The organism is Kitasatospora sp. NPDC057936 (genome assembly GCF_042887525.1).
Classification (GTDB): Bacteria; Actinomycetota; Actinomycetes; order Streptomycetales; family Streptomycetaceae; genus Kitasatospora.
The window spans coordinates 19,556-43,612 of sequence record NZ_JBHVPD010000038.1; the positions used below are offsets into that span (position 1 = coordinate 19,556).

The following is a 24,057-nucleotide window of genomic DNA, read 5'->3' on the forward strand; positions in this document are numbered from 1 at the left end:
GGTGGTCCAGGGACCACCGGGCCGGGAAGTGAGAACGGTCACGCCGGACCGGTCACCGGGTGACTCACTCGGCGTCGAGCTGCGCACCGACCTCGTCGGAGATGTCGAAGTTGGCGAAGACGTTCTGCACGTCGTCGCTGTCCTCCAGCGCGTCGATCAGCTTGAGGATCTTGCGGGCGCCGTCGACGTCCAGCTCGACCTGCATGCTCGGGAGGAAGTTGGCCTCGGCCGAGTCGTAGTCGACGCCGGCGTCCACCAGCGCGGTGCGCACGGCGACCATCTTGGAGGCCTCGGAGACGATCTCGAACGAGTCGCCGAGGTCGTTGATCTCCTCGGGCTCCTGGTCGAGGACGACCTCGAAGAGCTTGTCCTCGTCCACGCCGTCGGCCTTGGGCACGATCACGACGCCCTTGCGGGTGAACAGGTAGGACACCGAGCCCGGGTCGGCCATCGAGCCGCCGTTGCGGGTCATGGCGACGCGCACGTCGGAGGCGGCGCGGTTGCGGTTGTCGGTGAGGCACTCGATCAGGACCGCGACGCCGTTCGGGCCGTAGCCCTCGTACATGATGGTCTGGTAGTCGGCGCCGCCGGCCTCCAGACCGCCACCGCGCTTGACGGCGCGGTTGATGTTGTCGATCGGGACCGAGCTCTTCTTCGCCTTCTGGATGGCGTCGTAGAGGGTCGGGTTGCCCTGCGGGTCGGGACCGCCGGTACGCGCCGCCACCTCGATGTTCTTGATCATCTTGGCGAAGAGCTTGCCGCGCTTGGCGTCGATCACGGCCTTCTTGTGCTTGGTGGTAGCCCACTTAGAGTGGCCGGACATCGCCAGCTCCTTTACGTCGCCAAATGGAAATGAAACAGATGAGATCTTACCGGTGTCGTCACCGGTGAGGAGCACACGGTCAGCACACGGCCCCGCGGGCTACGCGGCGAGGTGCTCCTCGACCATCCGTACGAAGTAGGCGTGCACCCGGTGGTCGCCGGTGAGCTCCGGGTGGAACGACGTGGCCAGCAGGTTCCCCTGGCGCACCGCGACGATGCGGCTCTCCGGGCCGTCCGCGGCGGGGAGCTCGGCCAGCACCTGCACGCCGGCGCCGACGGCCTCGACCCAGGGCGCGCGGATGAACACGCCGTGCACCGGCGCGTCGCCCAGGCCGTCGAAGGCGATCCCGGACTCGAAGGACTCGTTCTGGCGGCCGAAGGCGTTGCGCCGCACGGTCATGTCGATGCCGCCGACGGTCTCCTGGTCCTCACGGCCGTCGAGGATCTTGTCCGCCAGCATGATCATGCCCGCGCAGGTGCCGTACACCGGCATCCCGGCGGCGACCCGCTCGCGCAGCGGCTGCATCACGTCGAACAGCAGGGCCAGCTTGGACATGGTGGTGGACTCACCGCCGGGGATGACCAGCGCGTCGACCTCGGCCAGCTCCTCGGCGCGGCGCACCGGACGGGCGAGCGCGTCGGCCTCGGCCAGCGCCACCAGGTGCTCACGGACGTCGCCCTGCAGGGCGAGGACGCCGATGACGGGAGTGCTCACGGTCTTCAACCTCGTTCGATCTTCTGGGGGAGTGCGTGGCGCGGCCCGCCGCGCGCCGAGGCGCTGCGGCGGGCCGGCTCGGTGCGGGGGAAGCGATTACCAGCCGCGGTTGGCGTAGCGCTCGGTCTCCGGCAGGGTGTCGCAGTTGATGCCGACCATGGCCTCGCCGAGGTTGCGCGAGGCGTCCGCGATGATCTTCGGGTCGTCGAAGAAGGTGGTGGCCTTCACGATGGCGGCGGCGCGCTTGGCCGGGTCGCCCGACTTGAAGATGCCGGAGCCGACGAAGACGCCCTCGGCGCCCAGCTGGCGCATCAGCGCGGCGTCGGCCGGGGTGGCCACGCCACCGGCGGAGAACAGCACGACCGGCAGCTTCCCGAGCTCGGCGACCTCCTTGACCAGCTCGTACGGGGCGCGCAGCTCCTTGGCGGCGGCGTACAGCTCGTTGTGGTCCAGGGCGCGCAGCTGGCCGATCTCGTTCTTGATCTGGCGCAGGTGGCGGACCGCCTCGACGACGTTGCCGGTGCCGGCCTCGCCCTTCGAGCGGATCATGGCCGCGCCCTCGGCGATGCGGCGCAGGGCCTCGCCCAGGTTGGTGGCGCCGCAGACGAAGGGGGTGGTGAAGGCCCACTTGTCCGAGTGGTTGACCTCGTCGGCCGGGGTCAGGACCTCGGACTCGTCGATGTAGTCGACACCGAGCGACTGCAGGACCTGGGCCTCGACGAAGTGGCCGATGCGGGACTTGGCCATGACCGGGATCGAGACCGCCTCGATGATCTCCTCGATCATGTTGGGGTCCGACATGCGGGCGACGCCGCCGTCCTTGCGGATGTCGGCCGGGACCCGCTCCAGCGCCATGACGGCGACAGCGCCGGCGTCCTCGGCGATCTTGGCCTGCTCGGCGTTGACCACGTCCATGATCACACCGCCCTTGAGCTGCTCGGCCATGCCGCGCTTCACCCGGGCGGTGCCGATCTGCGGCTGGTCTGCGGTGGTGGGGGTGGTGGACACGTGAGACCTCACTCGAAGATGAACCAGTGCTATCGCCCTATGGTAGGCGCATGAATTGACGCATCCATGCGCCACCAAGTCCAGCCCGCCCCACCGGATGCGACAAACAGGCCCTATCCGGGCGTCAGGCCGGAGCGCCCTCCGGGGTGAGCGCCGGAGGCGGCGCGTCGTCCATCTCGAAGGCCATCGGGAAGGGCGCCTTGCCCGCCAGCCGGAAGTACCGCACCAGCCGGTGCTGGCGCACAGCCCGGGCCGCCCGCACCGCGTCGTTGTGGAACCGGCGCGCCATCGGCACCCGCCGCACCGCCGCCGTGAGGTCCCTCACGGCCTCGTCGCCGCCCGGCTCCGCCACCAGCGCCGCCACCTGCTCCGGCTCGGCCAGCACCGCCCGCAGCGCCAGGCTCAGCTGGCTCTCCGCCACCTCGCGCTGCTCGTCGTCGGCCTGCCGGGCCGCGTGCGCCGCGTCCAGCAGCAGCAGCGACGCCGCCGGGTCCAGCAGCGACGAGGTCGCCAGCTCCATCGCCACCGACGCCCGGCGGACCAGCTGCGCGTCCAGCGCCGCCCGGGCCGCGTCGATCCGGGCGTGCAACCGGTCCAGCCGGCCGGCCGTCCAACTCAGGTACATGCCGAACAGCACCACGGCCACGCCGGCCCAGATCCACGTAGTCACGGGCCGCTACGTTACCGGGCCGGAGAAACGTGGAACGCAGGCCGCCCGGTCAGGCGGCGGTAGCGTTCCGGTAACTCCCCCGGTCGATGTCCTCGACGTTCACCGCGGTGAACAGCCGGGTGCCGGCCGGCGGCGTGACGTGCGCGGCCAGCAGCGCCAGGACGCCCTCGCTGAGCGCCGCCTTCGCCTCCGGCGTGCGGCCCGGGAAGATCTGGAACTGGACGTACACCTGGGCGTCGGCGCCCTCGCTCTCCCCCACCACGAACTCGTCGTTGGCCCGGAAGAGCGTCTTGCACGCCTCCGGCTTCGCGTCGATCGTGCTCACCGCGAGCCGGTTGATCGCCAGGCCCAGCGCCCGGCGGTCGAAGGCACCGGCCAGGCCGGCCGAGTAGTCGACGGAGATCTGCGGCATCGTTGCCCCCATGGGTCACGGCAGTACGGACGCCCGACCCTAACCCCGCTCACACCCGGATCAGTCCCTGGCCAGCCCGAACCGGCCCCGCCGCCCGCTGCGCACGTCCTCCTCGACGACCGCAGCCGCGCCCGCCGTCACCGTCTCGTACACCGCGAGGATATCCGCGCCGACCGTCGACCAGTCGAAGCGCCGCACGTGCCGCGACGCCGCCTTCCGCAGCTCCTCCAGCCGCGCCGGGTCCCCCAGCAGCCGCAGCGCCGACTTCGCCAGCGCGTCCGCGTCCTCCACCGGGAACAGCTCGCCCGCGTCACCGCCGTCCAGCACCTGCTTGAACGCGTCCAGGTCGCTCGCCAGCACCGGCGCGCCCGCCGACATCGCCTCGACGAGGATGATCCCGAAGCTCTCGCCGCCGGTGTTCGGCGCCACGTACAGGTCCACGCTGCGCAGCAGCCGCGCCTTCTCGCGGTCGCTCACCATGCCCAGGAACTCGACCTGCGCCCGCACCTCGGGCGCGAGGCCCGCCACGGCCTCCTCCTCGTCGCCCTTGCCCGCCACCAGCAGCCGCACGCCCGGCCGCTCGGCCAGGATCCTCGGCAGCGCCGCCAGCAGCGTCGGCAGGCCCTTGCGCGGCTCGTTGATCCGCCCGATGAAGCCGATCGTGCCCGGCTCGCCGGCCGCCGCGCCGCCCGTCCAGCGCTCGTCCGGCTCGGCCTCCGCGAAGAAGCCGACGTCCACGCCGTTGGGGATCACCACCGCGTCCCCGCCCAGGTGCTCGACCAGCGTGCGCCGGGCGTACTCCGACACCGCGATCCGGGCCCGCATCTTCTCCAGGCCGGGCTGGAGGATCGGCGAGGCCGCGATCATCGCCCGCGAGCGCGGGTTCGACGTGTGGAACGTCCCCACCATCGGCCCGGACGCCGACCACGCGGCCAGCATCGACAGGCTCGGCGAGGCCGGCTCGTGCACGTGCAGGATGTCGAACCGCCCGTCGTGCAGCCACCGCCGCACCCGCGCCGCCGACAGGATCCCGAAGCTCAGCCGCGCCACCGAGCCGTTGTACGGCACCGCCACCGCCCGCCCGGCCGAGACCACGTACGGCGGCAGCGCCTCGTCGTCCTCCGCGGGCGCCAGCACCGACACCTCGTGTCCGAGGCCGATCAGGTGCTCGGCCAGGTCCCGGATGTGGAACTGCACCCCGCCGGGGACGTCCCAGTCGTACGGGCAGACGATGCCGATCTTCACGGGTTCCTCATGCTCCTTCGCGTGCTCCGGTACGGCAGCGGGCCCGGCGTCTCAGGACCCGGTCGCCTCCGCCGCGGGCTCGCCGGCCGGCTCCGGCGCGTCCCCGCGCACCGGCAGGACCCGCTCCCCCACCTGCTCCCCCGCTGTCCCCCCAACCGTCTCACGGACGGGAAGGTCGGCCAGCCAGAAGCGCTGCAGCATGTGCCAGTCCTCGGGGTGCTCGGCGATCCCCCGCTCCCACACGTCCGCCATCGCCTGCGTCATCGCCAGCGTCCGCTCCTTGCGGTCCCCCTCCGCCGGCACCGGCACCTCCGGGTGGATCAGCGCCCGCAGCAGCGGCCCGTCGTACCAGAGCGTCACCGGCAGCAGCGCCGCCCCCGTCCGCTGGCACAGCGCCGCGGGACCGGCCGGCATCCGCGTCGCCTCGCCGAAGAACGACACCTCGATGCCCGCCTCCGACAGGTCCCGGTCCCCCACCAGGCACACCAGCCGCCCCTCGCGCAGCCGCCGCGCCAGGGTGCCGATCACGTTCACCCCGCCGCCGGTCAGTGCCAGGACCTCCATGCCCTGGCCCTCCCGGAACTCCACGAACCGGTCGAACAGCCGCTCCGGCTTCAGCCGCTCGGCGACCGTCGTGAACGGATGGCCCTGCTGCGCGACCCAGGTGCCCGCGAGGTCCCAGTTGCCCATGTGCGGCAGCGCTATCACCGCGCCCCGGCCGACCTCCAGCGCCCCGCGCAGGTGCTCGAAACCCTCCACCTGCACGTCCCTGGCAATCCGCTCCCGGCTCCACACCGGCAGCCGGAACGACTCCATCCAGTACCGCAGGTACGAGCGCATCCCCGCCCGCGACAGCGCACGCAGCGCCACCTCGTCCAGCCCGGGACGGACCCGCCGCAGGTTCGCCTCCAGCTGCAGCACCCGCTTGCCGCGCTTGCGCCACGCGTAGTCCGCCAGCCGGTCGAACAGCGCCCGCGCCACCCGCTCGGGCAGGTGCTTCAGCACCGCCCAGCCCAGCGCGTACGCCCAGTACACCAGTCGGTCCGTCACCGCAGGACGCCCCCCATCAGCTCCCGGCCGCCACACGGTCGGCCTCGAACGCCTCGCGGCGCACGGTCAGCATCCGCTGCAGCACCGTGATCAGGCTGCCCACCGCGACCAGCCACAGCGCCACCGGCAGCAGCCACTCCACGTACGGCACCCCGAACTCGTGCAGACCCGCGACCCCGGCCGCCACCAGGCTGGCCACCAGCCGCTCGGCCCGCTCCACCAGCCCCGACACGTCGCACGGCAGGCCCTGGCTCTGCGCCCGCGCCTTCGTGTACGACACCACCAGACCGCTCGCCAGGCACACGATCGCCACCGCGCACAGCAGGTTGTTGTCGCCCTTGCCCGCGTACCACATCGCCAGACCGCCGAAGATCGCCGCGTCGGCGACCCGGTCCAGCGTCGAGTCCAGGAACGCGCCCCACTTGGTGCTCCGGCCCAGCTGGCGCGCCATGTTCCCGTCCACCAGGTCCGAGAAGATGAACAGCGTGATCGTGATGGTGCCCCAGAAGAACTCCCCGCGCGGGAAGAACACCAGCGCACCGGCCACCGAACCGGCGGTACCGATCAGCGTCACGGCGTCCGGGCTCACGCCCAGCCGGATCAGGAACGCGGCGAACGGGGTCAGGACACGTGTGAAGAAGGCACGCGCGTATTTGTTGAGCATGGCCTTCCCGACCGCTCCGATCTCCCTGGTACCCGCCTGGCGCAACACGCGCGGCAGACGGCCGGACGGATCAGCCCGCCCGGCGCACCCATCGTAGCCACGCCGACGACACGCTCCGGCGCACGCACCGCCCGACGGCGCACCGACCGACCCGCACACGCGCACCACGATCGGCCGCCCGCACGACACGCGCCCCGGCGAGACCCGACCCTAGACTTTCGAAAGACAGCCTCGGCGCCACGGGAGGAGACCCCGATGCCCGACCGCAGCACCGCACGAGCCGGCCAGGCCCCCAACGTCACCGGCCCCCGCGACCTGCGCAACGTCGTCCTCATCGGCTGCAGCGGTGTGGGCAAGACCACCCTCGCCGAAACCCTCGCCCTCACCGCCGGCGCCACCGGCCGGGCCGGCCGCGTCGCCGACGGCACCACCGTCTCCGACCACGAGGACATCGAGCACCAGCAGCAGCGCTCCGTCCAGCTCGCGCTGCTCCCCCTCGAATGGCGCGGCACCAAGATCAACCTGATCGACCCGCCCGGCCACCCCGACTTCGCCGCCGACCTGCGCGCCGCCCTGCACGCCGCCGACGCCGCCGTCTTCGTCGTCTCCGCCACCGACCCCGTCACCGCCCCCACCCGCGCCCTCTGGCGCGAGTGCGCCGCCGAAGGCATCCCCCGCGCCGTCGCCGTCGCCAAGCTCGACCTCGCCCGCACCGGCTTCGACGACATCCTCACCGCCTGCCACGACGCCTTCGAGCTCGGCCCCGACACCCTGCGCCCGCTGTTCCTGCCCGTCCACCACGACGGCCACCCCGACGGCAGCGTCGACCTGCTCACCGGACAGACCTACGGCGACGCCACCCCCCTGCCCGACACCGCATCCGCCCGCGAGAGCCTCGTCGAAGCCATCTCCGGCCAGGACGACGCCCTCATGGAGCGCTACCTCGCCGGCGACACCCTCGACACCGACGCCCTCGAAGCGGGCATGCGCCGCGAAGTCCTCGCCTGCACCCTCCACCCCGCCGTCCCCACCAGCGAGAACGGCCTCGGCGCCGCCGAACTCCTCGACCTCATCGCCCACGCCTTCCCCGACCCCACCGAACGCACCCGCCCCGGGCCCGCCTGCGACCCCGACGCCCCCCTCGCCGCCCAGGTCATCCGCGTCACCGGCGACGCCTACGTCGGCCGCATCAGCCTCCTGCGCGTCTACGCCGGCACGCTGCGCCCCGACACCCGCATCCACCTCACCGGCCCCGCGCACCCCGCCGACCAGGACGGCGACGAACGCGTCACCGCCCTCAGCAGCCCCTTCGGCAAACTCCAGCGCCCCGTCCCGCACGCCGTCGCCGGCGACCTCGTCTGCGCCGCCAAACTCACCACCGCCCGCGCCGGCGACACCGTCCACGACCCCGGCCACCCCGTCGAACTCGACGGCTGGACCCTCCCCGAACCCCTGCTGCCCATCGCCGTCGAAGCCCACAGCAAGGCCGACGACGACAAGCTCTCCCAGGCCCTCACCCGGCTCACCGCCGAGGACCCGGCCCTGCGCCTCGAACAGAACCCCGACACCCACCAGCTCGTCCTCTGGTGCACCGGCGAGGCCCACGCCGACGTCGTCCTCGACCGCCTGCGCACCCGCCACGGCGTCCACGTCGACACCGTCGAACCCAAGGTCGCCCTGCGCGAGACCTTCGGCAGCGCCGCCGCCGGCCACGGCCGGCTCGTCAAGCAGTCCGGCGGCCACGGCCAGTACGCCATCTGCGACCTCGAAGTCGAACCCCTCCCCGCCGGCTCCGGCTTCGAGTTCCAGGAACACGTCGTCGGCGGCGCCGTGCCCAAGCACTTCATCCCGTCCGTCGAGAAGGGCGTCCGCGCCCAGCTCGCCAAGGGCGTCGCCACCGGACACCCGCTCGTCGACGTCCGCGTCACCCTCACCGACGGCAAGGCCCACTCCGTCGACTCCTCCGACGCGTCCTTCCAGACCGCCGCCGCCCTCGCCCTGCGCGACGCCGCCGAACACGCCGTCATCCGCCTGCTCGAACCCGTCGCCGCCGTCAGCGTCCTGCTCCCCGACGACTACCTCGGCGCCGTCCTCGGGGACCTCTCCGCACGCCGCGGCCGCGTCCTCGGCAGCGACAACGCCGGCCCCGGACTCACCCTCCTGCGCGCCGAGGTCCCCGAGCTCGAACTCACCCGCTACCCCCTCGACCTGCGCTCCCTCACCCACGGAACCGCCGAGTTCAGCCGCGCCTACCTGCGGCACGAACCCATGCCCGCCGCCGTCGCCGAACGCTACGACGACTGAACGGCCTGCCGGTTCGGCAGCGCGCACGCCGGCGTACCACCCGGCATCCGGTGCCGGTTCCTCGCCACCCAGCGGTACACCACGCCCACCACCGGCCGCACCGGAGCCAGCGTCAACAGCGCGCCCAGGTACGCCCACGCGCCGCCCGACCGCATCAGCAGCCGCGCCACCGCCTGCGCACCCCCGTACACCCGCCCCGCCGGAGTCACCCACAGCACCTCGCGCTCCGCACGCTCCCAGGTGACCTCGCCCGCGCCACCCGCCCGCGCGTCCAGCGCCGCCAGATCGGCGAACTGGAACGGCACCGCCTCCCAGCCCCCCGACGCCAGCGTCTGCCGCAGATACCGCTCCGCCCACCCCAGGCACGACGAGCAGAACGCGCAGTCCCCGTCGAAGACCAGCACCGGATCCTTCACGGCAACCCCTTCCATCGCAGTCACGATCATCCTGCACCCACGCCACCGGACCGGAACCACCGGGTATCGACACCGGCGAAGCTGGGCATCATGCCTCTCGAACCAACGCGGCAGCCAACGCGGCAACCAACGCGGCCCGATCGTGACGGTACTTCAGACGATCATCCGCGCAGCACCACCACGGCACGGTAACCTGCCGCTGACAAGGGGAGGAGGGGACACCACCGTGACCACACTCGACATGACCCCGGGTGCGCAGATACCCCGGACCGACGCCGGCCCGCAGACCGCCGTCACCCAGGCGCTCTCCTCCGCGGCCTACCGGGACGGCGAGATCGAACCCTTCGTCGAGAAGATCGGCGCCGCCACCTACAAGAAGCCACGCTTCCGGCTGTTCCGAGCCAATCTCGGCGAGGCCTTCAGCACCGCCGTCATCGCCCGCGCCCTCGGCGCGACCCGCAAGCCCATCGTGCCCTCCTTCGGCACCGACACCCGCCAGATCGTCGAACACTGCCTCGCCGCCCAGGAGTTCCGCGGCAACCGGGACCGCCAACTCACCACCATCACCGTGGTGTTCGGCCTCCTCGCCCTGCCCGGAAGCCTCATCTGGCTGGCCGCGTTCTACCTCCGCACCTGGCTCCTCAAGGACAAGTCCCGCCAGAACGAGGTCTACGGCGGCCTCGCCCTCCTCGCCGCCGGCGCCGTCGCCGTCCTCCTCGCCCTGCGCCCCCCGGCCGCCGGACTCCTCGGCCTCTACCTGCGCATCACCATGATCGCCCCGGTGATCGGCTGGTTCCTCGCCAAACGCATCGTCCTGCGCTCCACCCGCGAACTGCGCGCCCGCTGGCAGGCCCTCGTCGAGGGCAACGCCGTCGCCGCCACCGTCGCCAAGGCCGTCCCCCGCGACGACCTCGACAAGAAGGCCGTCGACCTGCGCGACAAGCTCGGCCGCCTCGAAGCCGAGCAGGAGACCAACGTCCAGCACTACGCCGGCCCCAAGGGCATCCTCGGCGTCGGCCGCCGCTGGGGCGAATGGCGACTCGTCGACGTGCTGCGGCCCGCCGAGGGCCACAGCGACTTCCGCGCCTTCCACCCCTGGGACCTCGTCCGCAAGATCGGCGCCCACCTCAAGGGGCTCTCGATCAGCGAGGTCGCCAACAGCGGCATGACCAACGTCTCGATCAAGCAGTGGGCGGTGCTCGAAGTCGGCGAGAACGCCGACGAGATCTCCCGCCCCGCGGGCGCCGACATGGACGGCGACCGGATGCGCGACTTCGCCGTCCAGACCATCGCCGACAAGCAGACCTTCTCCGGCGGCGGCGCCCGGCACTACCTCGCCACCCAGTTCATCACCTTCGACGGCAAGCTGATCATCACCTTCACCGTCACCGTCACCCTGCTCGCCAACACCCTCACCGTGACGGTCGCCGGCTACGCGCTCGGCCCGGTCGCCGGCGTCTTCGGGGACAAGCCCGCCCCCAAGGAGAAGACGATCCAGAAGACCGGCAAGTTCTGGGAGGAGCGGACCGTCCAGCTCCCCCTGATCGACAACGACGAAGTGGTGCGCCAGGCCCTGCGCGCACCCCTGGTCCGCATCCCCGGGCTGCTCGCCTGGCTCGGCGGCGGCATCGGCCTGCCCGAGCCCTTCGGCTTCCGGCACGCCTGGGCGAACCCGCCGTGGAGCAGCCGCTTCATGACGGACAACGCGCTCAACGCCTCCGTCCCGGTGCTCAGCGCGGTCCACGCCGCCACGCTGGAGTTCCTGGAGGAGCACGACCTCGACACCGAGCGCTTCTTCAAGAACCGCACCTCGATCATCAAGTCCGAGGCGCAGGGCACCCGGCCGTACAAGGTCGACCAGTTCGACGCGGGCTGAGCGATCGGCCGGGCGACACGACGGAGGGGCCCGTCACCGGTACTCCCGGTGACGGGCCCCTCCGCTCACGCGCGTCCGCTCAGTCCTGCGGCCAGACCTCGGCCAGCATCTTGCGGGTGTCCGCCAGCAGCTGCGGCAGCACCTTCGTGTGCCCCACCACCGGCATGAAGTTGGTGTCCCCGCCCCAGCGCGGCACCACGTGCTGGTGCAGGTGCGCCGCGATCCCCGCCCCGGCCGCCGCGCCCTGGTTCATCCCGATGTTGAACCCGTGCGCGCCGGAGGCGGCCCGCAGCGCGGTCATCGCCTTCTTGGTGAACCCGGCCAGCTCGGCGGTCTCGGCCTCGTCCAAGTCGGTGTAGTCCGCGACGTGCCGGTACGGGACCACCATCAAGTGGCCGCCGTTGTACGGATAGAGGTTCAGCACCGCGAAGACGGACGTGCCGCGCGCGACGACCAACCCGTCCTCGTCGCTCAGCGACGGGATCGAGCAGAACGGGCAACCGTCGTCCGGAGCCGGGCCGGTGGGCTTGTTCTCACCCTGGATGTACGCCATCCGATGGGGGGTCCACAGGCGGCGGAAGCCGTCCGGCTCACCGACGCCCCGCTGCAGTTCCGGCTCAGTCGTCATGCTGATCAGCATATTCGCCCGAGGCCCCCTGCAAAGCCGCGCGGGGCAGACTCCTCAGGAGCCTGCCCCGCGTCGGGGTCAACCGAACTGCGACGTCACACCTGGATGCGGTTCTTCACCGCGTCCACGATCTCCGCGACGGCGTCCGCGACCAGCACGCCGTTCTTCTGCTCGCCGTTGCGGTAGCGGAAGGAGACGGCCCCGGCCTCGATGTCGTCGTTGCCGGCGATCAGCATGAACGGAACCTTGCTCTTCTGGGCGTTCCTGATCTTCTTCTGCATGCGGTCGTCCGAGGTGTCGACCTCGACCCGGATCCCGTGCTTCTTCAGCTCGGCCGCGACCTCCAGCAGGTACGGGACGTGCTCGTCGGTGATCGGGATGCCGGTCACGGTGACCGGGGCCAGCCACGGCGGCATGGCGCCTGCGTAGTGCTCCAGCAGCACCGCGAAGAAGCGCTCGATCGAGCCGAACAGCGCGCGGTGGATCATGACCGGCCGCTGACGCGAGCCGTCCGCCGCGGTGTACTCCAGGTCGAAGCGCTCCGGCAGGTTGAAGTCCAGCTGGATGGTGCTCATCTGCCAGGTGCGGCCGATCGCGTCCTTCGCCTGGACCGAGATCTTCGGGCCGTAGAAGGCCGCGCCACCCGGGTCCGGCACCAGCGGAAGGCCCTGCTTCTCGGCCACGGCCGCGAGGACGCGGGTGGCCTCCTCCCAGGTCTCGTCGCTGCCGACGAACTTCTCCGGGTCCTTGGTCGACAGCTCCAGGTAGAAGTCGGTCAGACCGTAGTCGCGGAGCAGGTTGAGCACGAAGGTCAGCGTGGAGTCGAGCTCCTCCGCCATCTGCTCGCGGGTGCAGTAGATGTGCGCGTCGTCCTGCGTGAAGCCGCGGGCCCGGGTCAGGCCGTGCACGACGCCGGACTTCTCGTACCGGTACACCGTCCCGAACTCGAAGAGGCGCAGCGGCAGTTCACGGTACGAGCGGCCGCGCGCGTCGAAGATCAGGTTGTGCATCGGGCAGTTCATCGGCTTGAGGTAGTAGTCCACGCCCTCGTCGAGCTGCATGGGCGGGTACATGCCGTCCGCGTACCAGTCGAGGTGGCCGCTCTTCTCGAAGAGCTTCCCCTTGGTGGCGTGCGGGGTGTAGACGAACTCGTAGCCCTCTTCCTCGTGCCGCTTGCGCGAGTAGTCCTCCATGGCACGGCGGATGATGCCGCCCTTGGGGTGGAAGACGGCGAGGCCGGAGCCGATCTCCTCGGGGATGGAGAAGAGGTCGAGCTCGTTGCCGAGCTTGCGGTGGTCGCGCTTCTCGGCCTCGATCAGGAAGTCGAGGTGGGCCTTCAGCTCGTCCTTGCTCGGCCAGACGGTCCCGTAGATGCGCTGGAGCATGGGGTTCTTCTCGCTGCCGCGCCAGTAGGCGGCCGCGTTGCGCATCAGCTTGAACGCCGGGATGTGCCGGGTGCTGGGCAGGTGCGGGCCGCGGCAGAGGTCGCCCCAGCACTGGTCGCCGCTCTTGGCGTCCAGGTTGTCGTAGATGGTGAGCTCGCCGGCGCCGACCTCGACGTCGGCGCCCTCGCCGGCGGTGGCGGCGGAGCCCTTGAGGCCGATCAGCTCCAGCTTGTACGGCTCGGCGGCCAGCTCCTCACGGGCGGACTCGTCGGTGACCACGCGGCGGGAGAACTTCTGCCCGCGCTTGATGATCTCCTGCATCTTCTTCTCGATGGCCTTGAGGTCATCGGGGTGGAAGGGCTTCTCGACGTCGAAGTCGTAGTAGAAGCCGTCCTTGACCGGCGGGCCGATGCCGAGCTTGGCCTCGGGGAAGAGCTGCTGCACGGCCTGCGCCATGACGTGCGCGGTGGAGTGGCGCAGGATGTCCAGGCCGTCCTTGCTGCCGATCGCGACCGGCTCGACCTCGTCGCCGTCCTGGACGGCGTAGGCGAGGTCCTTGAGCTGGCTGCCGACGCGGGCGGCGATGATCGAACGGTCGTCGGCGAAGAGCTCGGCGGCCGTAGTGCCCGTGGTCACCACGCGCTCTTCCCGATCGGGTTCGCGGTTGATGATTACCCGGACGTCCGTCACCGGTCTCTCCTGACGTGCTGGATTAGAGGACGCAACACTGCGCTGCGCGTGACGATGGTACCGAGAGCGCCGCCCCCACCGTCCACCGACGGCGATCTAGCCGCCTTCTCCCCCGTCCGTCAGTCCCTTGAGCAGCCGCTCTCGGTCGCCCTCGTCCCATCCGCACAGCTCAAGGCCCTGCGGCCGGGTGAGCCGGCGGAAGCCGCCGCGGCTCTCCAGCCGGCCCGCGACCCGCACCGGGACGCCCGCGAGGTGGGCCTCGGCGGCGAGCCGGTAGTCGGGGTCGGGCAGCCGGACCTTGAGCTCGCGGACCTCGGCGCCGCCGAGGATCCGCAGGCGGACGGTGCCGGGTCCGGTCGGGTCGGCGCGCTTGAGGCGGACGACGACGCCGACGACGGTGACGGCGACGGCGGGCTCGATGCGCTCCAGGAGTTCGGCGGCCTCGGCGAGGGCGGGCAGGTCGCCGGGCGAGAAGTCGAGGACGACGCGGCGCTCGCCGAAGCCGCCCGGTGTGCCGGCGGCGGCCGACCAGGCGACCGCGAGCCGCGCGGCGGTCGCGCCGCGCACGAGTTCCTCGACGGACTGCACGAGCTCGCGGCTGACCCCGGCCTGGACGGCGTTCTCGAAGGCCTCGGGCCCGCCGCTGACCCGCCGGTAGTCGACGGCGTCGCGCAGTGCCTCCAGCGCGCGGACGAGGGTGGTGACGGCGGCGCGCCCCTCGGGGGCGGGGGTGTAGGCGGTGAGGCCGGCGCCCTGTTCGACGACCAGGACGCGGTCCAGGAAGTCGTCGGCCCAGGTGTCCAGCCGGGCGCCGAAGTAGGCGGCCCTGGTCCGTCCGGCCTTGGCCCCGGCCGCGAGCATGGCGCGGGCCGCCCGCCCGAGCCGTTCGGCGTCCTCCCAGGGCGCGGTGCCGGCCGGTCCGGGCACGTCGCGGTGCCAGCGCAGTTCGTCGCCGGGCACGGAGAGGGCGAGCAGGATCGAGCGGGCGGAGGGGCTGTGCGAGCGGGAGAGGGCGGTGACGGCGTCGGTGAGGAGGTCGACCGCGTCGTCGAAGCCGTCGCCGGCGGGGACGAGCAGGCTGGTGCCGGGGTCGTCGTCCGGGGGCGTCCAGCGGCCGTACCGGGCGGCGGGGCCGCCGCGCCGCACCCAGCCGTGCCGGGCGAGCAGGGTGGCGAGCACCGCGGGGTCGACGGTGGCCGGGTCGGGCAGACCGCCGCCGGGCAGGACTCCGTCGGGCTCGCCCGGTGCGTGGGGTGGTGTCATGGGTGCGGCTCCTCCCGGCCGGGGCCGGGCCGTCACGGGCTGCCGCCCGCGCCGACCCTGGCCATGATGTCGCACAGCGCGCGGTCGTCGAAGACCTTCGTGGTGGGCACCCGGACGTTGGTGCGGCGCTGCCCGGTGACGGGGTGGCCGGCCAGGTTGACCCAGTAGCAGCAGTGCCGCAGTTCGAGCGCGTCCGGCCGGGCCGCCAGCCAGTGGTCGACCCGGCGCGGCAGCAGCATGACGACGAGGATCCGGGGCACCGCGACGCGGGCCCGGGCGAGCTTGCGCAGGTGGTCGTTGTCCAGGGTGAAGCTGAAGAACGGCCCGGCCGGGTCGGGCGCGATCTGCTGGGTCGCCTTGAGCTGGATCTTGATGGTGACCTCGTCGTCGACCTCGTGCGCCCGGGAGCCGTGGCTGACCTGCCAGTCGATGCCGTTGTCCGGGAAGGGCTGGGAGAGCGAGCAGCCGGCCGCCGCGGCGACCGCGTGCAGGTAGCCGACCTGCAGCGTCTCCATGCAGGCCGTCACCGCGAGGTTCCCCCGCAGGACCGCCGCCGCCTCGTCGGGCTGCGGCTGTGTCAGCGCCATCGCCCCTAGCCTCCCCCCGGGCCCGCCACCCCCGGGAGCGGCCCAAGGCCAGGATCCCCGGCCCGGCCTGCGCCAAACGGTTGAGCGGGCGTCAGAACCGGGTATCACCGGGGTGCGGACCGCACGTCTGAGGGGCAGTCATGCAGCACTACTGGTACACCGGCCCACTCGCCTCCTTCGACACCGAGACCACCGGCGTGGACGTCGAGCACGACCGGATCGTCTCGGCCGCCCTGGTCGTCCAACTCGCCCCGGGCGCACCCGTGCAGACCGAGACCTGGCTGGCCGATCCGGGGGTCCCGATCCCGGACGGCGCCCGGGCGGTGCACGGCATCACCGACGACCACGTGCGCGCGCACGGCCGTCCGGCCCGCGCCGTCGTGGCGGAGATAACCCGGGCCCTGGCCGCGCAGGCCAGGGCCGGGCGGCCGGTGGTGGTGATGAACGCGCCCTACGACCTGACGCTGCTGGACCGGGAGTTGCGCCGCCACCACGGCCTCCCGCTGACGGGCGGGCTGGGCGCGGCCGGACTGGTGGTGCTGGATCCGCGGGTGCTGGACAAGCACGTGGACCGCTACCGCAAGGGCCGCCGGACGCTGACCGACCTGTGCGCGCACTACGGCGTCGAGCTGGCCGGCGCGCACGACGCGGCGGCGGACGCCTCGGCGGCGCTGGCGCTGACGCGGACGATCGGTGCCCGCTACCCGGCGGCGCTGGGCGGGCTCACGGCGGCCGAGCTGCACCTGCGTCAGGCGATCTGGCACGCGGCGCAGGCGCGGGGGCTGCAGAACTGGTTCGACCGGTCCGGGACGCCGGAGCGGGTGGACCTGTCCTGGCCGCTCCGGCCGGCCAGGTGCGGCTGCGGCAGGCGCTTGGAGCCGGAGCACGGCTGCGAGGCGGCGGCGTAGCGGCCGGCTCCGAACGCGCCGCAGGCCCTGACCGGTATCCCGATCAGGGCCTGCATGCTGTCCGGTGGGCGATACTGGGATCGAACCAGTGACCCCTTCGGTGTGAACGAAGTGCTCTCCCGCTGAGCTAATCGCCCGGGCAACGAGAAGAACTGTAGCACCATTTGGAGCCGGTCGTACAACTCGCCCCTTCCGGGGCCGGCCTGGCCGAACCGCAGAACCGGTGCTCCGCGCGGAAGGTGACTGGGGCTCAGGTGCATTCGCGCGGGCACTTCCGGCGGGATTCCGGAAATACATGTGAGGCCCAGCCGATAATCGGCTGGGCCTCACATATCACAATGCATTCCGGTGGGCGATACTGGGATCGAACCAGTGACCCCTTCGGTGTGAACGAAGTGCTCTCCCGCTGAGCTAATCGCCCGGGTGCAGGGAAAACATTACCGCATCCCGGAGGGTGGTCCGAACACGCCGCCCGGCGGGGGCCGCTCCCCGGATCGGCTCAGCTCTCGTCCGCCGTCCAGGGGACGGTCAGGCCGTAGCGCGCGAAGTACCAGCCGCCGACCCCGACGAGCGCGGCCAGGCCGAGGGCGGTGAGCGTCAGGTTCCGCCGGCGGACCCGCGGGTCCAGGGCGCGCCGGGCGGCCTCGTTGACCTTGCGGCGGGTCCACCGCAGGGCCAGTTGGGCCCAGGCGAACTCGGTGGCCCACACCCCCATGCCCAGGAAGATCACCACCCAGCCGGGACCGGGCAGCGGCAGCATGACCACGCCGAGGACGACGACGGCGAGGCCGGCCAGGAAGATCACCGCCCGCCAGGCGAGGTGGAGCGGACGGGAACGGCGGATGAACGCGGGAGCCCGTGAGCCGGGCGCCCGGCCGCCTTCGGGGGCCGTCCCGCCGGCCGTGCCGTTCGACATGATCGATTCACCCGTTCCCGTGTTCCCGCCGGTCTTGTCGTTTCGCACAGTCATGCCAGGAAAGTAACCGAGAAGCGGCCCGGTAATGCCGGGCAGGGGCACTCGGGGAAGATTCCGCAATGCGCCGTAAGGGGTACGACTCGGCCCCGAATCGGGACAGAGGGGTTTACATCGGGCTTGGAGGTGGGATGGTCCGTTCGCCGACGTGCGATTCCCCGAGCGCACACTGAGCGAAAGGCCATGGCGCTTATGAACACCACGGTCAGCTGCGAGCTGCACCTGCGCCTCATCGTGTCCAGCGAGTCCTCACTGCCCGTCCCCGCGGGCCTGCGCTACGACACCGCCGACCCCTACGCCGTGCACGCCACGTTCCACACGGGCGCCGACGAGACCGTGGAGTGGGTGTTCGCCCGAGATCTCCTCGCGGAGGGGCTGCACCGACCCACCGGTACCGGCGACGTCCGGGTGTGGCCGTCGCGCAGCCACGGGCAAGGGGTGGTCTGCATCGCGCTGAGCTCTCCGGAAGGAGAAGCCCTGCTGGAGGCCCCTGCCCGGGCGCTTGAGTCGTTCCTCAAGCGGACGGACGCCGCGGTGCCCCCCGGCACCGAACACCGCCACTTCGACCTCGACCGGGAGCTGTCCCACATCCTCGCCGAAAGCTGATCCCGCCCGGAGGCGGTCACGCCCCGCCGACGGCGGGGCCGCACCCCCTGCCGTCATCGCAGCCGTCCTACTCGGGGGCACGGCAGCAGACTCAGCCGCGCACGACGCGGCCTCGGGGCCGGTGCCGGCCCGCTCCCACCAGGAGCGGGGCCGCAGCACTGCAGGCGCCCGGCATCGAGGCCGGCCATCCGTTCGGGTGGCCGGCCTCGATGCCGGGCGCCGCCGTTTTCGGGGTGGCGGACCGGTCTTCGGAGGGGTTATTCGATTGACCGCCGGCTGCTTTCCGTCACAGTGACGCAATCCGTACATACCTTCGAAAGAAGGCAGCGGCCTTCCGCCGCACGGCCCGGTATGGTCTGGGGTAACCGCCGACGCGGGGTAACGACGTCCCCCCTCCGCGAGGAGTCCCCACGTGCTGATCACCCACGACACCGAGTGCGCGCTGAACACGCTCGTCGAGCTGCTCAACACCGCGCCCGAGGTCTGCGGCACCGAGCTGCTGCCGGACGTGGCCGCGCTCGACGCCTTCGTGGTCCACCAGGGGATCAGCGAGATCGACTCCCTCACCGAGGGCGACCTGCGCAGTGTGCAGGACCTGCGGTCGCGGCTGCGCGAGGTGTTCGGGACGGAGTCCACCGCGGCGGCGTCCGAGCTGGTCAACTCGATCGTCGCGGCCGCCGGGACGACGCCCCGGCTGACCAACCACGACCACCACGGGTGGCACATCCACTACTTCGCCCCGCACGCCGCGCTCGGCGACCTCTTGGCCGCCGAGCTGGGCATGGCGCTGGCGTTCATCTTCATGGCGGGCGAGAGCGAGCGGCTGCGCCGCTGCGAGGCGCCGGACTGCGCGCGCGTCTTCGTGGACCTCTCGCGCAACCGCTCCCGCCGCTACTGCGACAGCCGCACCTGCGGGAACCGGCTGCACGTCGCCGCCTACCGGGCGCGGCAGCGCTCGGCCGAGGCCGTGCCCTCCGCCTGAGGCCGCGGCCGCACGCCCCCGCGGTCGGGTCAGATGCCGCGCTTGCGGAGGATCTCCTCGATGTCCGAGAAGTCGCCGAGGCCGTCGTCCTGCTTCTTCGCCGCGGCCTTCTTCGGCGCGGCTTTGGGCTGTGCCGCCTCGACCGCGGACCGCTCCGGCGTCCGGGCCGCCGCCGGGCGGGCCTCCGGCGCCTCGACCGCGCCGCGGCGGCTCACGAACCGCGTGGTGAGCAGCAGGGCGACGGAGATGCCGAGCAGCAGGATGCCGGTCCAGACGCGGGGGTCGAAGACCAGTTTGGTGGCCCACGTGCCGACCTCGTCGGCGATCGTGCGGGCGACCGGGAACAGGCCGGTCAGGTAGAGGCCCGCGGGCAGCAGGGCGACGGCGAACCAGCGGGTCGCGGAGAGGAAGCGGCGCCGGTAGGCGCGCAGGCCCGCGACGGCGACGCCGGCCGCCGTGAGTGCGAAGCTGACGGCCGCGCTCAGCACGGTGGCGTCCGGTCGGATCGGGTCGTCCTGGTCATGGGTGCCTCCTGTCGCCGGGCCCTCGGGCGCACCGCCGGGCGGCGCGGGGGCCCACCAGTGGAACACTGGGGGGATGATCGATGGTTCCCTTCCCCGTCTCGAGTTCTGGTGCGACCTCCAGTGCCCGGATTGCCGTACCGCCCTGGACGACGTACGGGCGCTTCGTGCCCAGTACGGTGACGCGCTGACGGTGGAGGTGAGGCACTTCCCGCTGGAGAAGCACAAGTACGCCTACGCGGCCGCCGAGGCGGCCGAGGAGGCCTTCGCGCAGGGGTTGGGGTGGCCGTTCGTGGAGGCGCTGCTGGCCCGCGTCGAGGAGCTGGACGCGAAGGGGCAGCAGGTGCTGCTGGACGTCGCGCGCGAGGTCGGGGTGGACGCCGACGAGGTCGACACGGCGCTGATCGACGGGCGGCACATGCTGACCGTGGACGCCGACCAGGCCGAGGGCAAGGCGATCGGGGTGGAGGGCACGCCGACGTACGTGATCGCGGGGAAGCGGCTGGACGGCGGGCAGAGCCAGGACGGCCTGCGCGAGCGGATCGTCGCCATCATCGAGGAGAAGAAGGCCTCCTGACGCATCGTCGGGTCACAGAGGCTTGCCGTAGAGGCGGTTGGTGACCCGGTAGCCGAGCGAGGCGTAGAGCCGGATGGCGACCTCGTTGACGGTGAAGACGTTCAGGCCGAGGGTGCGGACACCGGCGGCCAGGCACTCGCGTTCGGCGAGCAGCATCAGCGTCCGGCCGTGTCCCCGGCCCCGGTGGGCCGGGGACACCTCGACGACCATGACCCAGGCGAGCGGTTCGCCGTCCGGCAGGTCGCGCAGGTGGAGGTCCACCCAGAGCGAGCCGAGCGGCTCGGTGCCGGCGTCGTCCCCGCCACCGTAGAGGCGGCGCAGCGCGACGCCGGGGCTGTCGGCGCCCTGCGGGAGCAGGCGCTGGTGGTCGACGCCGGATTTGGCGCGGGCCTGCTCCTCGGTGAGGCCCGACTCCCGCAGCGAGCGGACGTAGTCCTCGGCGGCCCGGTCGAGCCAGGCCGGGAACTCCCCGGCCCCGATCGCGCGGGCGGTGACACCGGCCGGGAGGTCGGGGGGTGCGGTCAGGTGCTTGGCCAGGTTCCGCATCCGCTCGGTGTACCCGAGGGCGAGGGCGAGGCCGCGGGCGACCTGCGCGGACTCGGGGACGTCGATGTCCACGCGGGTGCAGCCCCAGCCGCGCAGCACCTCCTCGGCGGCCAGCGCGCCGAACGTCCCGCGGCCCCGGCCGCGCCCTTCACTGATCTCCAACTCGGCGATCTCTCCGAAGAGTTGACTGCCGTGCGGGACGGCGGTGGTGCGCAGGGCACCGACCTGGCGGCCGTTGGCGCAGATCTGCCAGCGTCTGGTGCGGCCGCCGGCGGGGGTGGGTGTCTCGGGGCCCTCGGGCCGCAGCGTGGAGGTCATGTGGTGGTCCCTTCCCCGCCCCGGGAGGCTTATCCGCCGGAGGCGGCTAAGGGCACGAGTCCGCCGGAGGCGGCCAAGGACACGAGCCCACCGGAGGCGGCTAAGGACACCAGCCCGCCGGAGGCGGCTAAGGACACGAGCCCGCCGGAGACGGCTGAGGACACCAGCCCGCCGGAGCGGGCTCACGGGTCGAGGTCGTCGCCGCTGCGCTCGGCGAAGACCGCCATGGCCTTGGCGGTGACCGGGCCGATCCCGGGCAGTTCGCGGTCGTCGACGCGGGTGACGGCCTGGACGTCGCGCAGGGTGGAGGTCAGGAAGACCTCCTCGGCGTCCCCGAGGGCCTCCAGCGGGAGGTCGGTCTCCTCGGCGCCGCACCACTCGACGACGAGGGCGCGGGTGATGCCGGCCAGGCAGCCGGAGGCGAGGGTGGGGGTGAGCAGGCGGCCGCCGATGACGACGAAGACGTTCGAGCCGGTGCCTTCGCAGAGCAGTCCGGCGGTGTTGGCGAACAGGGCCTCGGAGGCGCCGACACGGTGGGCGGCGGCGAGGGCGACGACGTTCTCGGCGTAGGAGGTGGTCTTGAGGCCGGCGACGGCGCTGTGCTCGTTGCGGCGCCAGGGGACGACGGCGACGGCGGTGGTGTCGGGGCGCCGGTTCACGGGACCGATGGCGGCGACGAGGGTGGCGCCGGAGTCACCGCGCTCGGAGCCGAGGGGGGCGACGCCGCCGGTGTAGGTGACGCGCAGTCGGCCGAGCGGCATCGGGTTGGCGGCGAGGACCTGGGCGCAGGCCTCGCGGACCCGGTCGTGGTCGGGATCGGACAGACCGAGGCCGCGGGCGGAGCGGGTGAGGCGGTCGAGGTGGCGGGTGAGGGCGAACGCCCGGCCGTCGGCGGCCTTCATGGTCTCGAAGACGCCGTCACCGGTGGTGAGTCCGTGGTCGAGGACGGAGACGGCGGCGTCGGCGGAATCGACGAGCGTGCCGTTGACCCAGCTCTTGGTGGGGGTGTGCATCGGGCGCTGCTCCTCGGGGGCGGTTCTTCGGCGGGGGGGGTCTGGGGGCTCTGCGGTCCTGCGGGTGCCGCAGGGCGTTCGCGGGCCTTCAGAGGGTCTCGCTGCCCGACGCTATCGCGACTAGACGGGCGGCCTTCAGTTCGGTTTCGGCCCACTCGCGGTCGGGGTCGGAGCCCCAGGTGATGCCGGCGCCGGTGCCGAAGCGCAGCACGGGGACGGCGGGGTCGGTGCGGTCGATCCAGAAGGTCCGGATGCCGACGGCGAGTTCACCTTCGCCCCGGTCGGCGTCGACCCAGCCGACGGCCCCGCAGTAGGGGCCGCGCGGGGCGGTTTCGAGGGCTTCGATGATCCGCAGGGCGCTGGACTTGGGTGCGCCGGTGACGGATCCGGGCGGGAAGGTGGCGCCCAGGAGCTCGGGCCAGCCGACGCCGTCGCGCAGGGTGCCCTCGACGGTGGAGACGAGGTGGACGAGGCCGGGGTGCTTCTCGACGGCGCACAGGTCGGGGACGGTGACGCTGCCGGTCGCGCAGACGCGGCCGAGGTCGTTGCGGACCAGGTCGACGATCATCACGTTCTCGGCGTGGTCCTTGTCGAGGAGGTCGTCCTCGGTGCGGCCGGTGCCCTTGATCGGACCGGAGGAGACGGTGCGGCCGGAGCGGCGCAGGTAGAGCTCGGGCGACGCGGTGGCGATCTCGACGCCGTGGTCGGGCAGCCGGATCGTGCCCGCGTAGGGGGCGGGGTTGCCGTGGGCGAGGAGTCCGGTGAGGGCGTCGACGTCCGTGCGACCGGGATCGGGCAGCGGTGCGGAGAGCACGCGGCAGAGGTTGGCCTGGTAGACCTCGCCGGCGGCTATGTGCTCGCGGATGCGGCGGACGCCCGCGGTGTAGGCGCCGCGGTCCAGGGAGCTGTGCCAGTCGCCGGCGTCCGGTCCGTGCCAGCCGGCGCCGGAGGGCGGGGCGGGGGCGGGGCGGACGTCGTCGAAGCGGGCGCAGGTGAGGCGGCCCTCGAAGTCGTAGGCCACCGCCCAGTAGCCGGCGGAGTCCAGCGCGGCCGGGTCCGAGGTGACGTCGCGCAGGCCGGTGGCGAGGCGGCCGCCGAAGCGGGCGAGCGGGGTCTGGGGGGCGGTGCGGCCGGACACGGTTCTCCTGCGCGGTGGTGCTGGGCGGCGGTGCCTGAAGTGTAGGTCGGGGGCGCTCGACGAGGCCGGGGGCGTACGCCGGAACGACCGGGCGCGAGCGGCTTCCGGGTGTGCACCGAGTGCACGCTGCGGGAACGGATTTTTAGCTGGCCCGGGAATCCGCTAGAGTTCAACACGTCGCCAGGGAGCGCAGCCGAAGAAAAGCGGTGAAGGTCCCGGGAGACAGGCGGACGTGGCTCAGTTGGTAGAGCATCACCTTGCCAAGGTGAGGGTCGCGAGTTCGAATCTCGTCGTCCGCTCGATGGGGAACAGTGTAAGATCGTTCTCCGAGTGTTGCCTGGTGGAGTGGCCGAGAGGCGAGGCAACGGCCTGCAAAGCCGTGTACACGGGTTCAAATCCCGTCTCCACCTCCAAGAGGATCGCCCGGTTCCGCCGGGAGAACCTCCCCGCGCGATTAGCTCAGCGGGAGAGCACTACCTTGACACGGTAGGGGTCACTGGTTCAATCCCAGTATCGCGCACGTTGGATCCTCCGGGGTCTGCTGCAGGACCGCCACACCAGGCGCGATTAGCTCAGCGGGAGAGCACTACCTTGACACGGTAGGGGTCACTGGTTCAATCCCAGTATCGCGCACGTCGGACCCTTCGGGGTCTGCTGCAGGACCGCCACACCAGGCGCGATTAGCTCAGCGGGAGAGCACTACCTTGACACGGTAGGGGTCACTGGTTCAATCCCAGTAT

The 24,057-nt window shown here is 72.1% G+C and carries 24 protein-coding genes and 6 tRNA genes; 10 read left to right on the forward strand and 20 right to left on the reverse strand.

Annotation, left to right across the window (positions count from 1 at the left end):
- Window positions 1-64: 64 nt before the first annotated feature.
- The 8 genes from ACFVU9_RS20790 to pgsA all read right to left on the reverse strand — a co-directional run bounded on the left by ACFVU9_RS20790 (window position 65) and on the right by pgsA (window position 6,586).
- Window positions 65-823: a YebC/PmpR family DNA-binding transcriptional regulator gene (locus ACFVU9_RS20790; RefSeq protein WP_196952243.1), complete on the reverse strand. Its 759-nt coding sequence runs from the start codon at window positions 821-823 to the stop codon at window positions 65-67.
- Between the two features lie 99 nt (window positions 824-922).
- Window positions 923-1,537 (reverse strand): pyridoxal 5'-phosphate synthase glutaminase subunit PdxT, encoded by a 615-nt coding sequence (gene pdxT, locus ACFVU9_RS20795; RefSeq protein WP_380438013.1) that lies wholly within the window; start codon window positions 1,535-1,537, stop codon window positions 923-925.
- A gap of 96 nt (window positions 1,538-1,633) precedes the next feature.
- Window positions 1,634-2,545 carry a pyridoxal 5'-phosphate synthase lyase subunit PdxS gene (gene pdxS, locus ACFVU9_RS20800; protein WP_360230125.1) on the reverse strand — a complete coding sequence of 304 codons (912 nt, stop codon included), beginning with the start codon at window positions 2,543-2,545 and terminating at the stop codon, window positions 1,634-1,636.
- A gap of 124 nt (window positions 2,546-2,669) precedes the next feature.
- Entirely contained in the window at window positions 2,670-3,215 is a 546-nt protein-coding gene (locus ACFVU9_RS20805) for a hypothetical protein (protein WP_380438016.1), read from the reverse strand.
- Between the two features lie 49 nt (window positions 3,216-3,264).
- Entirely contained in the window at window positions 3,265-3,627 is a 363-nt protein-coding gene (locus ACFVU9_RS20810) for a 5-carboxymethyl-2-hydroxymuconate Delta-isomerase (protein ID WP_380438018.1), read from the reverse strand.
- A 60-nt stretch (window positions 3,628-3,687) separates the two neighbouring features.
- Complete coding sequence (locus ACFVU9_RS20815; protein ID WP_363648673.1) at window positions 3,688-4,872, reverse strand: glycosyltransferase family 4 protein; 1,185 nt, start codon at window positions 4,870-4,872, stop codon at window positions 3,688-3,690.
- A gap of 51 nt (window positions 4,873-4,923) precedes the next feature.
- Window positions 4,924-5,922 (reverse strand): phosphatidylinositol mannoside acyltransferase, encoded by a 999-nt coding sequence (locus tag ACFVU9_RS20820; protein ID WP_387595274.1) that lies wholly within the window; start codon window positions 5,920-5,922, stop codon window positions 4,924-4,926.
- Window positions 5,923-5,938: 16 nt separating this feature from the next.
- On the reverse strand, window positions 5,939-6,586 hold the full coding sequence (pgsA, locus tag ACFVU9_RS20825; RefSeq protein ID WP_329925087.1) for a phosphatidylinositol phosphate synthase: 648 nt from the start codon (window positions 6,584-6,586) through the stop codon (window positions 5,939-5,941).
- Between the two features lie 255 nt (window positions 6,587-6,841).
- On the opposite strand from pgsA, the gene ACFVU9_RS20830 reads away from it, so the two are divergent.
- Complete coding sequence (locus ACFVU9_RS20830) at window positions 6,842-8,890, forward strand: elongation factor G-like protein EF-G2 (RefSeq protein WP_387595278.1); 2,049 nt, start codon at window positions 6,842-6,844, stop codon at window positions 8,888-8,890.
- On the opposite strand, the gene ACFVU9_RS20835 is transcribed toward ACFVU9_RS20830, so the two are convergent.
- A complete protein-coding gene (locus tag ACFVU9_RS20835; protein ID WP_380498719.1) occupies window positions 8,878-9,336 on the reverse strand; it encodes a thiol-disulfide oxidoreductase DCC family protein in 459 nt (152 codons plus the stop codon). The two genes, ACFVU9_RS20830 and ACFVU9_RS20835, sit on opposite strands and share 13 nt — an antisense overlap.
- A 196-nt stretch (window positions 9,337-9,532) precedes the next feature.
- On the opposite strand from ACFVU9_RS20835, the gene ACFVU9_RS20840 reads away from it, so the two are divergent.
- Complete coding sequence (locus ACFVU9_RS20840) at window positions 9,533-11,182, forward strand: hypothetical protein (RefSeq protein WP_380438026.1); 1,650 nt, start codon at window positions 9,533-9,535, stop codon at window positions 11,180-11,182.
- A gap of 79 nt (window positions 11,183-11,261) precedes the next feature.
- Here ACFVU9_RS20840 and ACFVU9_RS20845 read toward each other — a convergent pair whose 3' ends face one another.
- The 4 genes from ACFVU9_RS20845 to ACFVU9_RS20860 all read right to left on the reverse strand — a co-directional run bounded on the left by ACFVU9_RS20845 (window position 11,262) and on the right by ACFVU9_RS20860 (window position 15,735).
- The gene (locus ACFVU9_RS20845) at window positions 11,262-11,822 is read right to left on the reverse strand and encodes an HIT family protein (protein ID WP_380438028.1); all 561 of its coding nucleotides are present in this window, start codon (window positions 11,820-11,822) and stop codon (window positions 11,262-11,264) included.
- An 83-nt stretch (window positions 11,823-11,905) separates the two neighbouring features.
- Window positions 11,906-13,885: a threonine--tRNA ligase gene (thrS, locus tag ACFVU9_RS20850; protein WP_387595282.1), complete on the reverse strand. Its 1,980-nt coding sequence runs from the start codon at window positions 13,883-13,885 to the stop codon at window positions 11,906-11,908.
- A 96-nt stretch (window positions 13,886-13,981) separates the two neighbouring features.
- Window positions 13,982-15,148, reverse strand: coding sequence for a hypothetical protein (locus ACFVU9_RS20855; RefSeq protein WP_380438032.1), 1,167 nt, complete (start codon window positions 15,146-15,148; stop codon window positions 13,982-13,984).
- A gap of 32 nt (window positions 15,149-15,180) precedes the next feature.
- Window positions 15,181-15,735: a DUF4365 domain-containing protein gene (locus ACFVU9_RS20860; protein ID WP_359973248.1), complete on the reverse strand. Its 555-nt coding sequence runs from the start codon at window positions 15,733-15,735 to the stop codon at window positions 15,181-15,183.
- A gap of 140 nt (window positions 15,736-15,875) precedes the next feature.
- On the opposite strand from ACFVU9_RS20860, the gene ACFVU9_RS20865 reads away from it, so the two are divergent.
- On the forward strand, window positions 15,876-16,643 hold the full coding sequence (locus ACFVU9_RS20865) for an exonuclease domain-containing protein (RefSeq protein ID WP_329925079.1): 768 nt from the start codon (window positions 15,876-15,878) through the stop codon (window positions 16,641-16,643).
- A 65-nt stretch (window positions 16,644-16,708) separates the two neighbouring features.
- Here ACFVU9_RS20865 and ACFVU9_RS20870 read toward each other — a convergent pair.
- The 3 genes from ACFVU9_RS20870 to ACFVU9_RS20880 form a co-directional block, all read right to left on the reverse strand.
- Window positions 16,709-16,780 (reverse strand) — tRNA-Val (locus tag ACFVU9_RS20870).
- 212 nt (window positions 16,781-16,992) lie between these two features.
- Window positions 16,993-17,064: transfer RNA gene (locus ACFVU9_RS20875), tRNA-Val, on the reverse strand.
- Window positions 17,065-17,142: 78 nt separating this feature from the next.
- Entirely contained in the window at window positions 17,143-17,613 is a 471-nt protein-coding gene (locus ACFVU9_RS20880) for a TIGR02611 family protein (protein WP_380438036.1), read from the reverse strand.
- Between the two features lie 195 nt (window positions 17,614-17,808).
- Here ACFVU9_RS20880 and ACFVU9_RS20885 point away from each other — a divergent pair, with 195 nt between their 5' ends.
- Window positions 17,809-18,222, forward strand: coding sequence for an SsgA family sporulation/cell division regulator (locus ACFVU9_RS20885; RefSeq protein ID WP_030056266.1), 414 nt, complete (start codon window positions 17,809-17,811; stop codon window positions 18,220-18,222).
- Between the two features lie 412 nt (window positions 18,223-18,634).
- The gene (locus tag ACFVU9_RS20890; protein WP_380443645.1) at window positions 18,635-19,204 is read left to right on the forward strand and encodes a CGNR zinc finger domain-containing protein; all 570 of its coding nucleotides are present in this window, start codon (window positions 18,635-18,637) and stop codon (window positions 19,202-19,204) included.
- A 29-nt stretch (window positions 19,205-19,233) separates the two neighbouring features.
- On the opposite strand, the gene ACFVU9_RS20895 is transcribed toward ACFVU9_RS20890, so the two are convergent.
- On the reverse strand, window positions 19,234-19,794 hold the full coding sequence (locus ACFVU9_RS20895; RefSeq protein WP_387595287.1) for a hypothetical protein: 561 nt from the start codon (window positions 19,792-19,794) through the stop codon (window positions 19,234-19,236).
- Window positions 19,795-19,801: 7 nt separating this feature from the next.
- Here ACFVU9_RS20895 and ACFVU9_RS20900 point away from each other — a divergent pair, with 7 nt between their 5' ends.
- Window positions 19,802-20,302, forward strand: a complete 501-nt coding sequence (locus ACFVU9_RS20900) for a DsbA family protein (protein WP_380443641.1) — start codon at window positions 19,802-19,804, stop codon at window positions 20,300-20,302.
- A gap of 12 nt (window positions 20,303-20,314) precedes the next feature.
- Here the strand turns inward: ACFVU9_RS20900 and ACFVU9_RS20905 are convergent, their stop codons facing one another.
- The 3 genes from ACFVU9_RS20905 to ACFVU9_RS20915 form a co-directional block, all read right to left on the reverse strand.
- The gene (locus ACFVU9_RS20905; protein WP_387595289.1) at window positions 20,315-21,166 is read right to left on the reverse strand and encodes a GNAT family N-acetyltransferase; all 852 of its coding nucleotides are present in this window, start codon (window positions 21,164-21,166) and stop codon (window positions 20,315-20,317) included.
- Between the two features lie 182 nt (window positions 21,167-21,348).
- Window positions 21,349-22,179 carry an aminotransferase class IV gene (locus tag ACFVU9_RS20910; protein WP_387595292.1) on the reverse strand — a complete coding sequence of 277 codons (831 nt, stop codon included), beginning with the start codon at window positions 22,177-22,179 and terminating at the stop codon, window positions 21,349-21,351.
- An 88-nt stretch (window positions 22,180-22,267) separates the two neighbouring features.
- Complete coding sequence (locus tag ACFVU9_RS20915; protein WP_387595295.1) at window positions 22,268-23,317, reverse strand: chorismate-binding protein; 1,050 nt, start codon at window positions 23,315-23,317, stop codon at window positions 22,268-22,270.
- 226 nt (window positions 23,318-23,543) lie between these two features.
- Between ACFVU9_RS20915 and ACFVU9_RS20920 the strand changes: the two genes are divergently transcribed.
- The 4 genes from ACFVU9_RS20920 (at window position 23,544) to ACFVU9_RS20935 (ending at window position 23,950) form a co-directional block, all read left to right on the forward strand.
- A tRNA-Gly gene (locus tag ACFVU9_RS20920) sits at window positions 23,544-23,616 on the forward strand.
- Between the two features lie 40 nt (window positions 23,617-23,656).
- Window positions 23,657-23,730, forward strand: a tRNA-Cys gene (locus ACFVU9_RS20925).
- Window positions 23,731-23,765: 35 nt separating this feature from the next.
- Window positions 23,766-23,837, forward strand: a tRNA-Val gene (locus ACFVU9_RS20930).
- A gap of 41 nt (window positions 23,838-23,878) precedes the next feature.
- Window positions 23,879-23,950: transfer RNA gene (locus ACFVU9_RS20935), tRNA-Val, on the forward strand.
- Window positions 23,951-24,057: the final 107 nt, after the last annotated feature.

Bases quoted from the DNA above. Each gene is read 5' to 3' on its own strand.
- ACFVU9_RS20835 (WP_380498719.1), bottom strand. From the start codon at position 9,336: ATGATCGTGACTGCGATGGAAGGGGTTGCCGTGAAGGATCCGGTGCTG.
- ACFVU9_RS20900 (WP_380443641.1), top strand. From the start codon at position 19,802: ATGATCGATGGTTCCCTTCCCCGTCTCGAGTTCTGGTGCGACCTCCAG.
- ACFVU9_RS20885 (WP_030056266.1), top strand. From the start codon at position 17,809: ATGAACACCACGGTCAGCTGCGAGCTGCACCTGCGCCTCATCGTGTCC.
- ACFVU9_RS20830 (WP_387595278.1), top strand. From the start codon at position 6,842: ATGCCCGACCGCAGCACCGCACGAGCCGGCCAGGCCCCCAACGTCACC.
- ACFVU9_RS20865 (WP_329925079.1), top strand. From the start codon at position 15,876: ATGCAGCACTACTGGTACACCGGCCCACTCGCCTCCTTCGACACCGAG.
- pgsA (WP_329925087.1), bottom strand. From the start codon at position 6,586: ATGCTCAACAAATACGCGCGTGCCTTCTTCACACGTGTCCTGACCCCG.
- ACFVU9_RS20905 (WP_387595289.1), bottom strand. From the start codon at position 21,166: ATGACCTCCACGCTGCGGCCCGAGGGCCCCGAGACACCCACCCCCGCC.
- ACFVU9_RS20855 (WP_380438032.1), bottom strand. From the start codon at position 15,148: ATGACACCACCCCACGCACCGGGCGAGCCCGACGGAGTCCTGCCCGGC.
- ACFVU9_RS20860 (WP_359973248.1), bottom strand. From the start codon at position 15,735: ATGGCGCTGACACAGCCGCAGCCCGACGAGGCGGCGGCGGTCCTGCGG.
- ACFVU9_RS20880 (WP_380438036.1), bottom strand. From the start codon at position 17,613: ATGACTGTGCGAAACGACAAGACCGGCGGGAACACGGGAACGGGTGAA.
- ACFVU9_RS20790 (WP_196952243.1), bottom strand. From the start codon at position 823: ATGTCCGGCCACTCTAAGTGGGCTACCACCAAGCACAAGAAGGCCGTG.
- ACFVU9_RS20910 (WP_387595292.1), bottom strand. From the start codon at position 22,179: ATGCACACCCCCACCAAGAGCTGGGTCAACGGCACGCTCGTCGATTCC.
- ACFVU9_RS20845 (WP_380438028.1), bottom strand. From the start codon at position 11,822: ATGCTGATCAGCATGACGACTGAGCCGGAACTGCAGCGGGGCGTCGGT.
- ACFVU9_RS20810 (WP_380438018.1), bottom strand. From the start codon at position 3,627: ATGCCGCAGATCTCCGTCGACTACTCGGCCGGCCTGGCCGGTGCCTTC.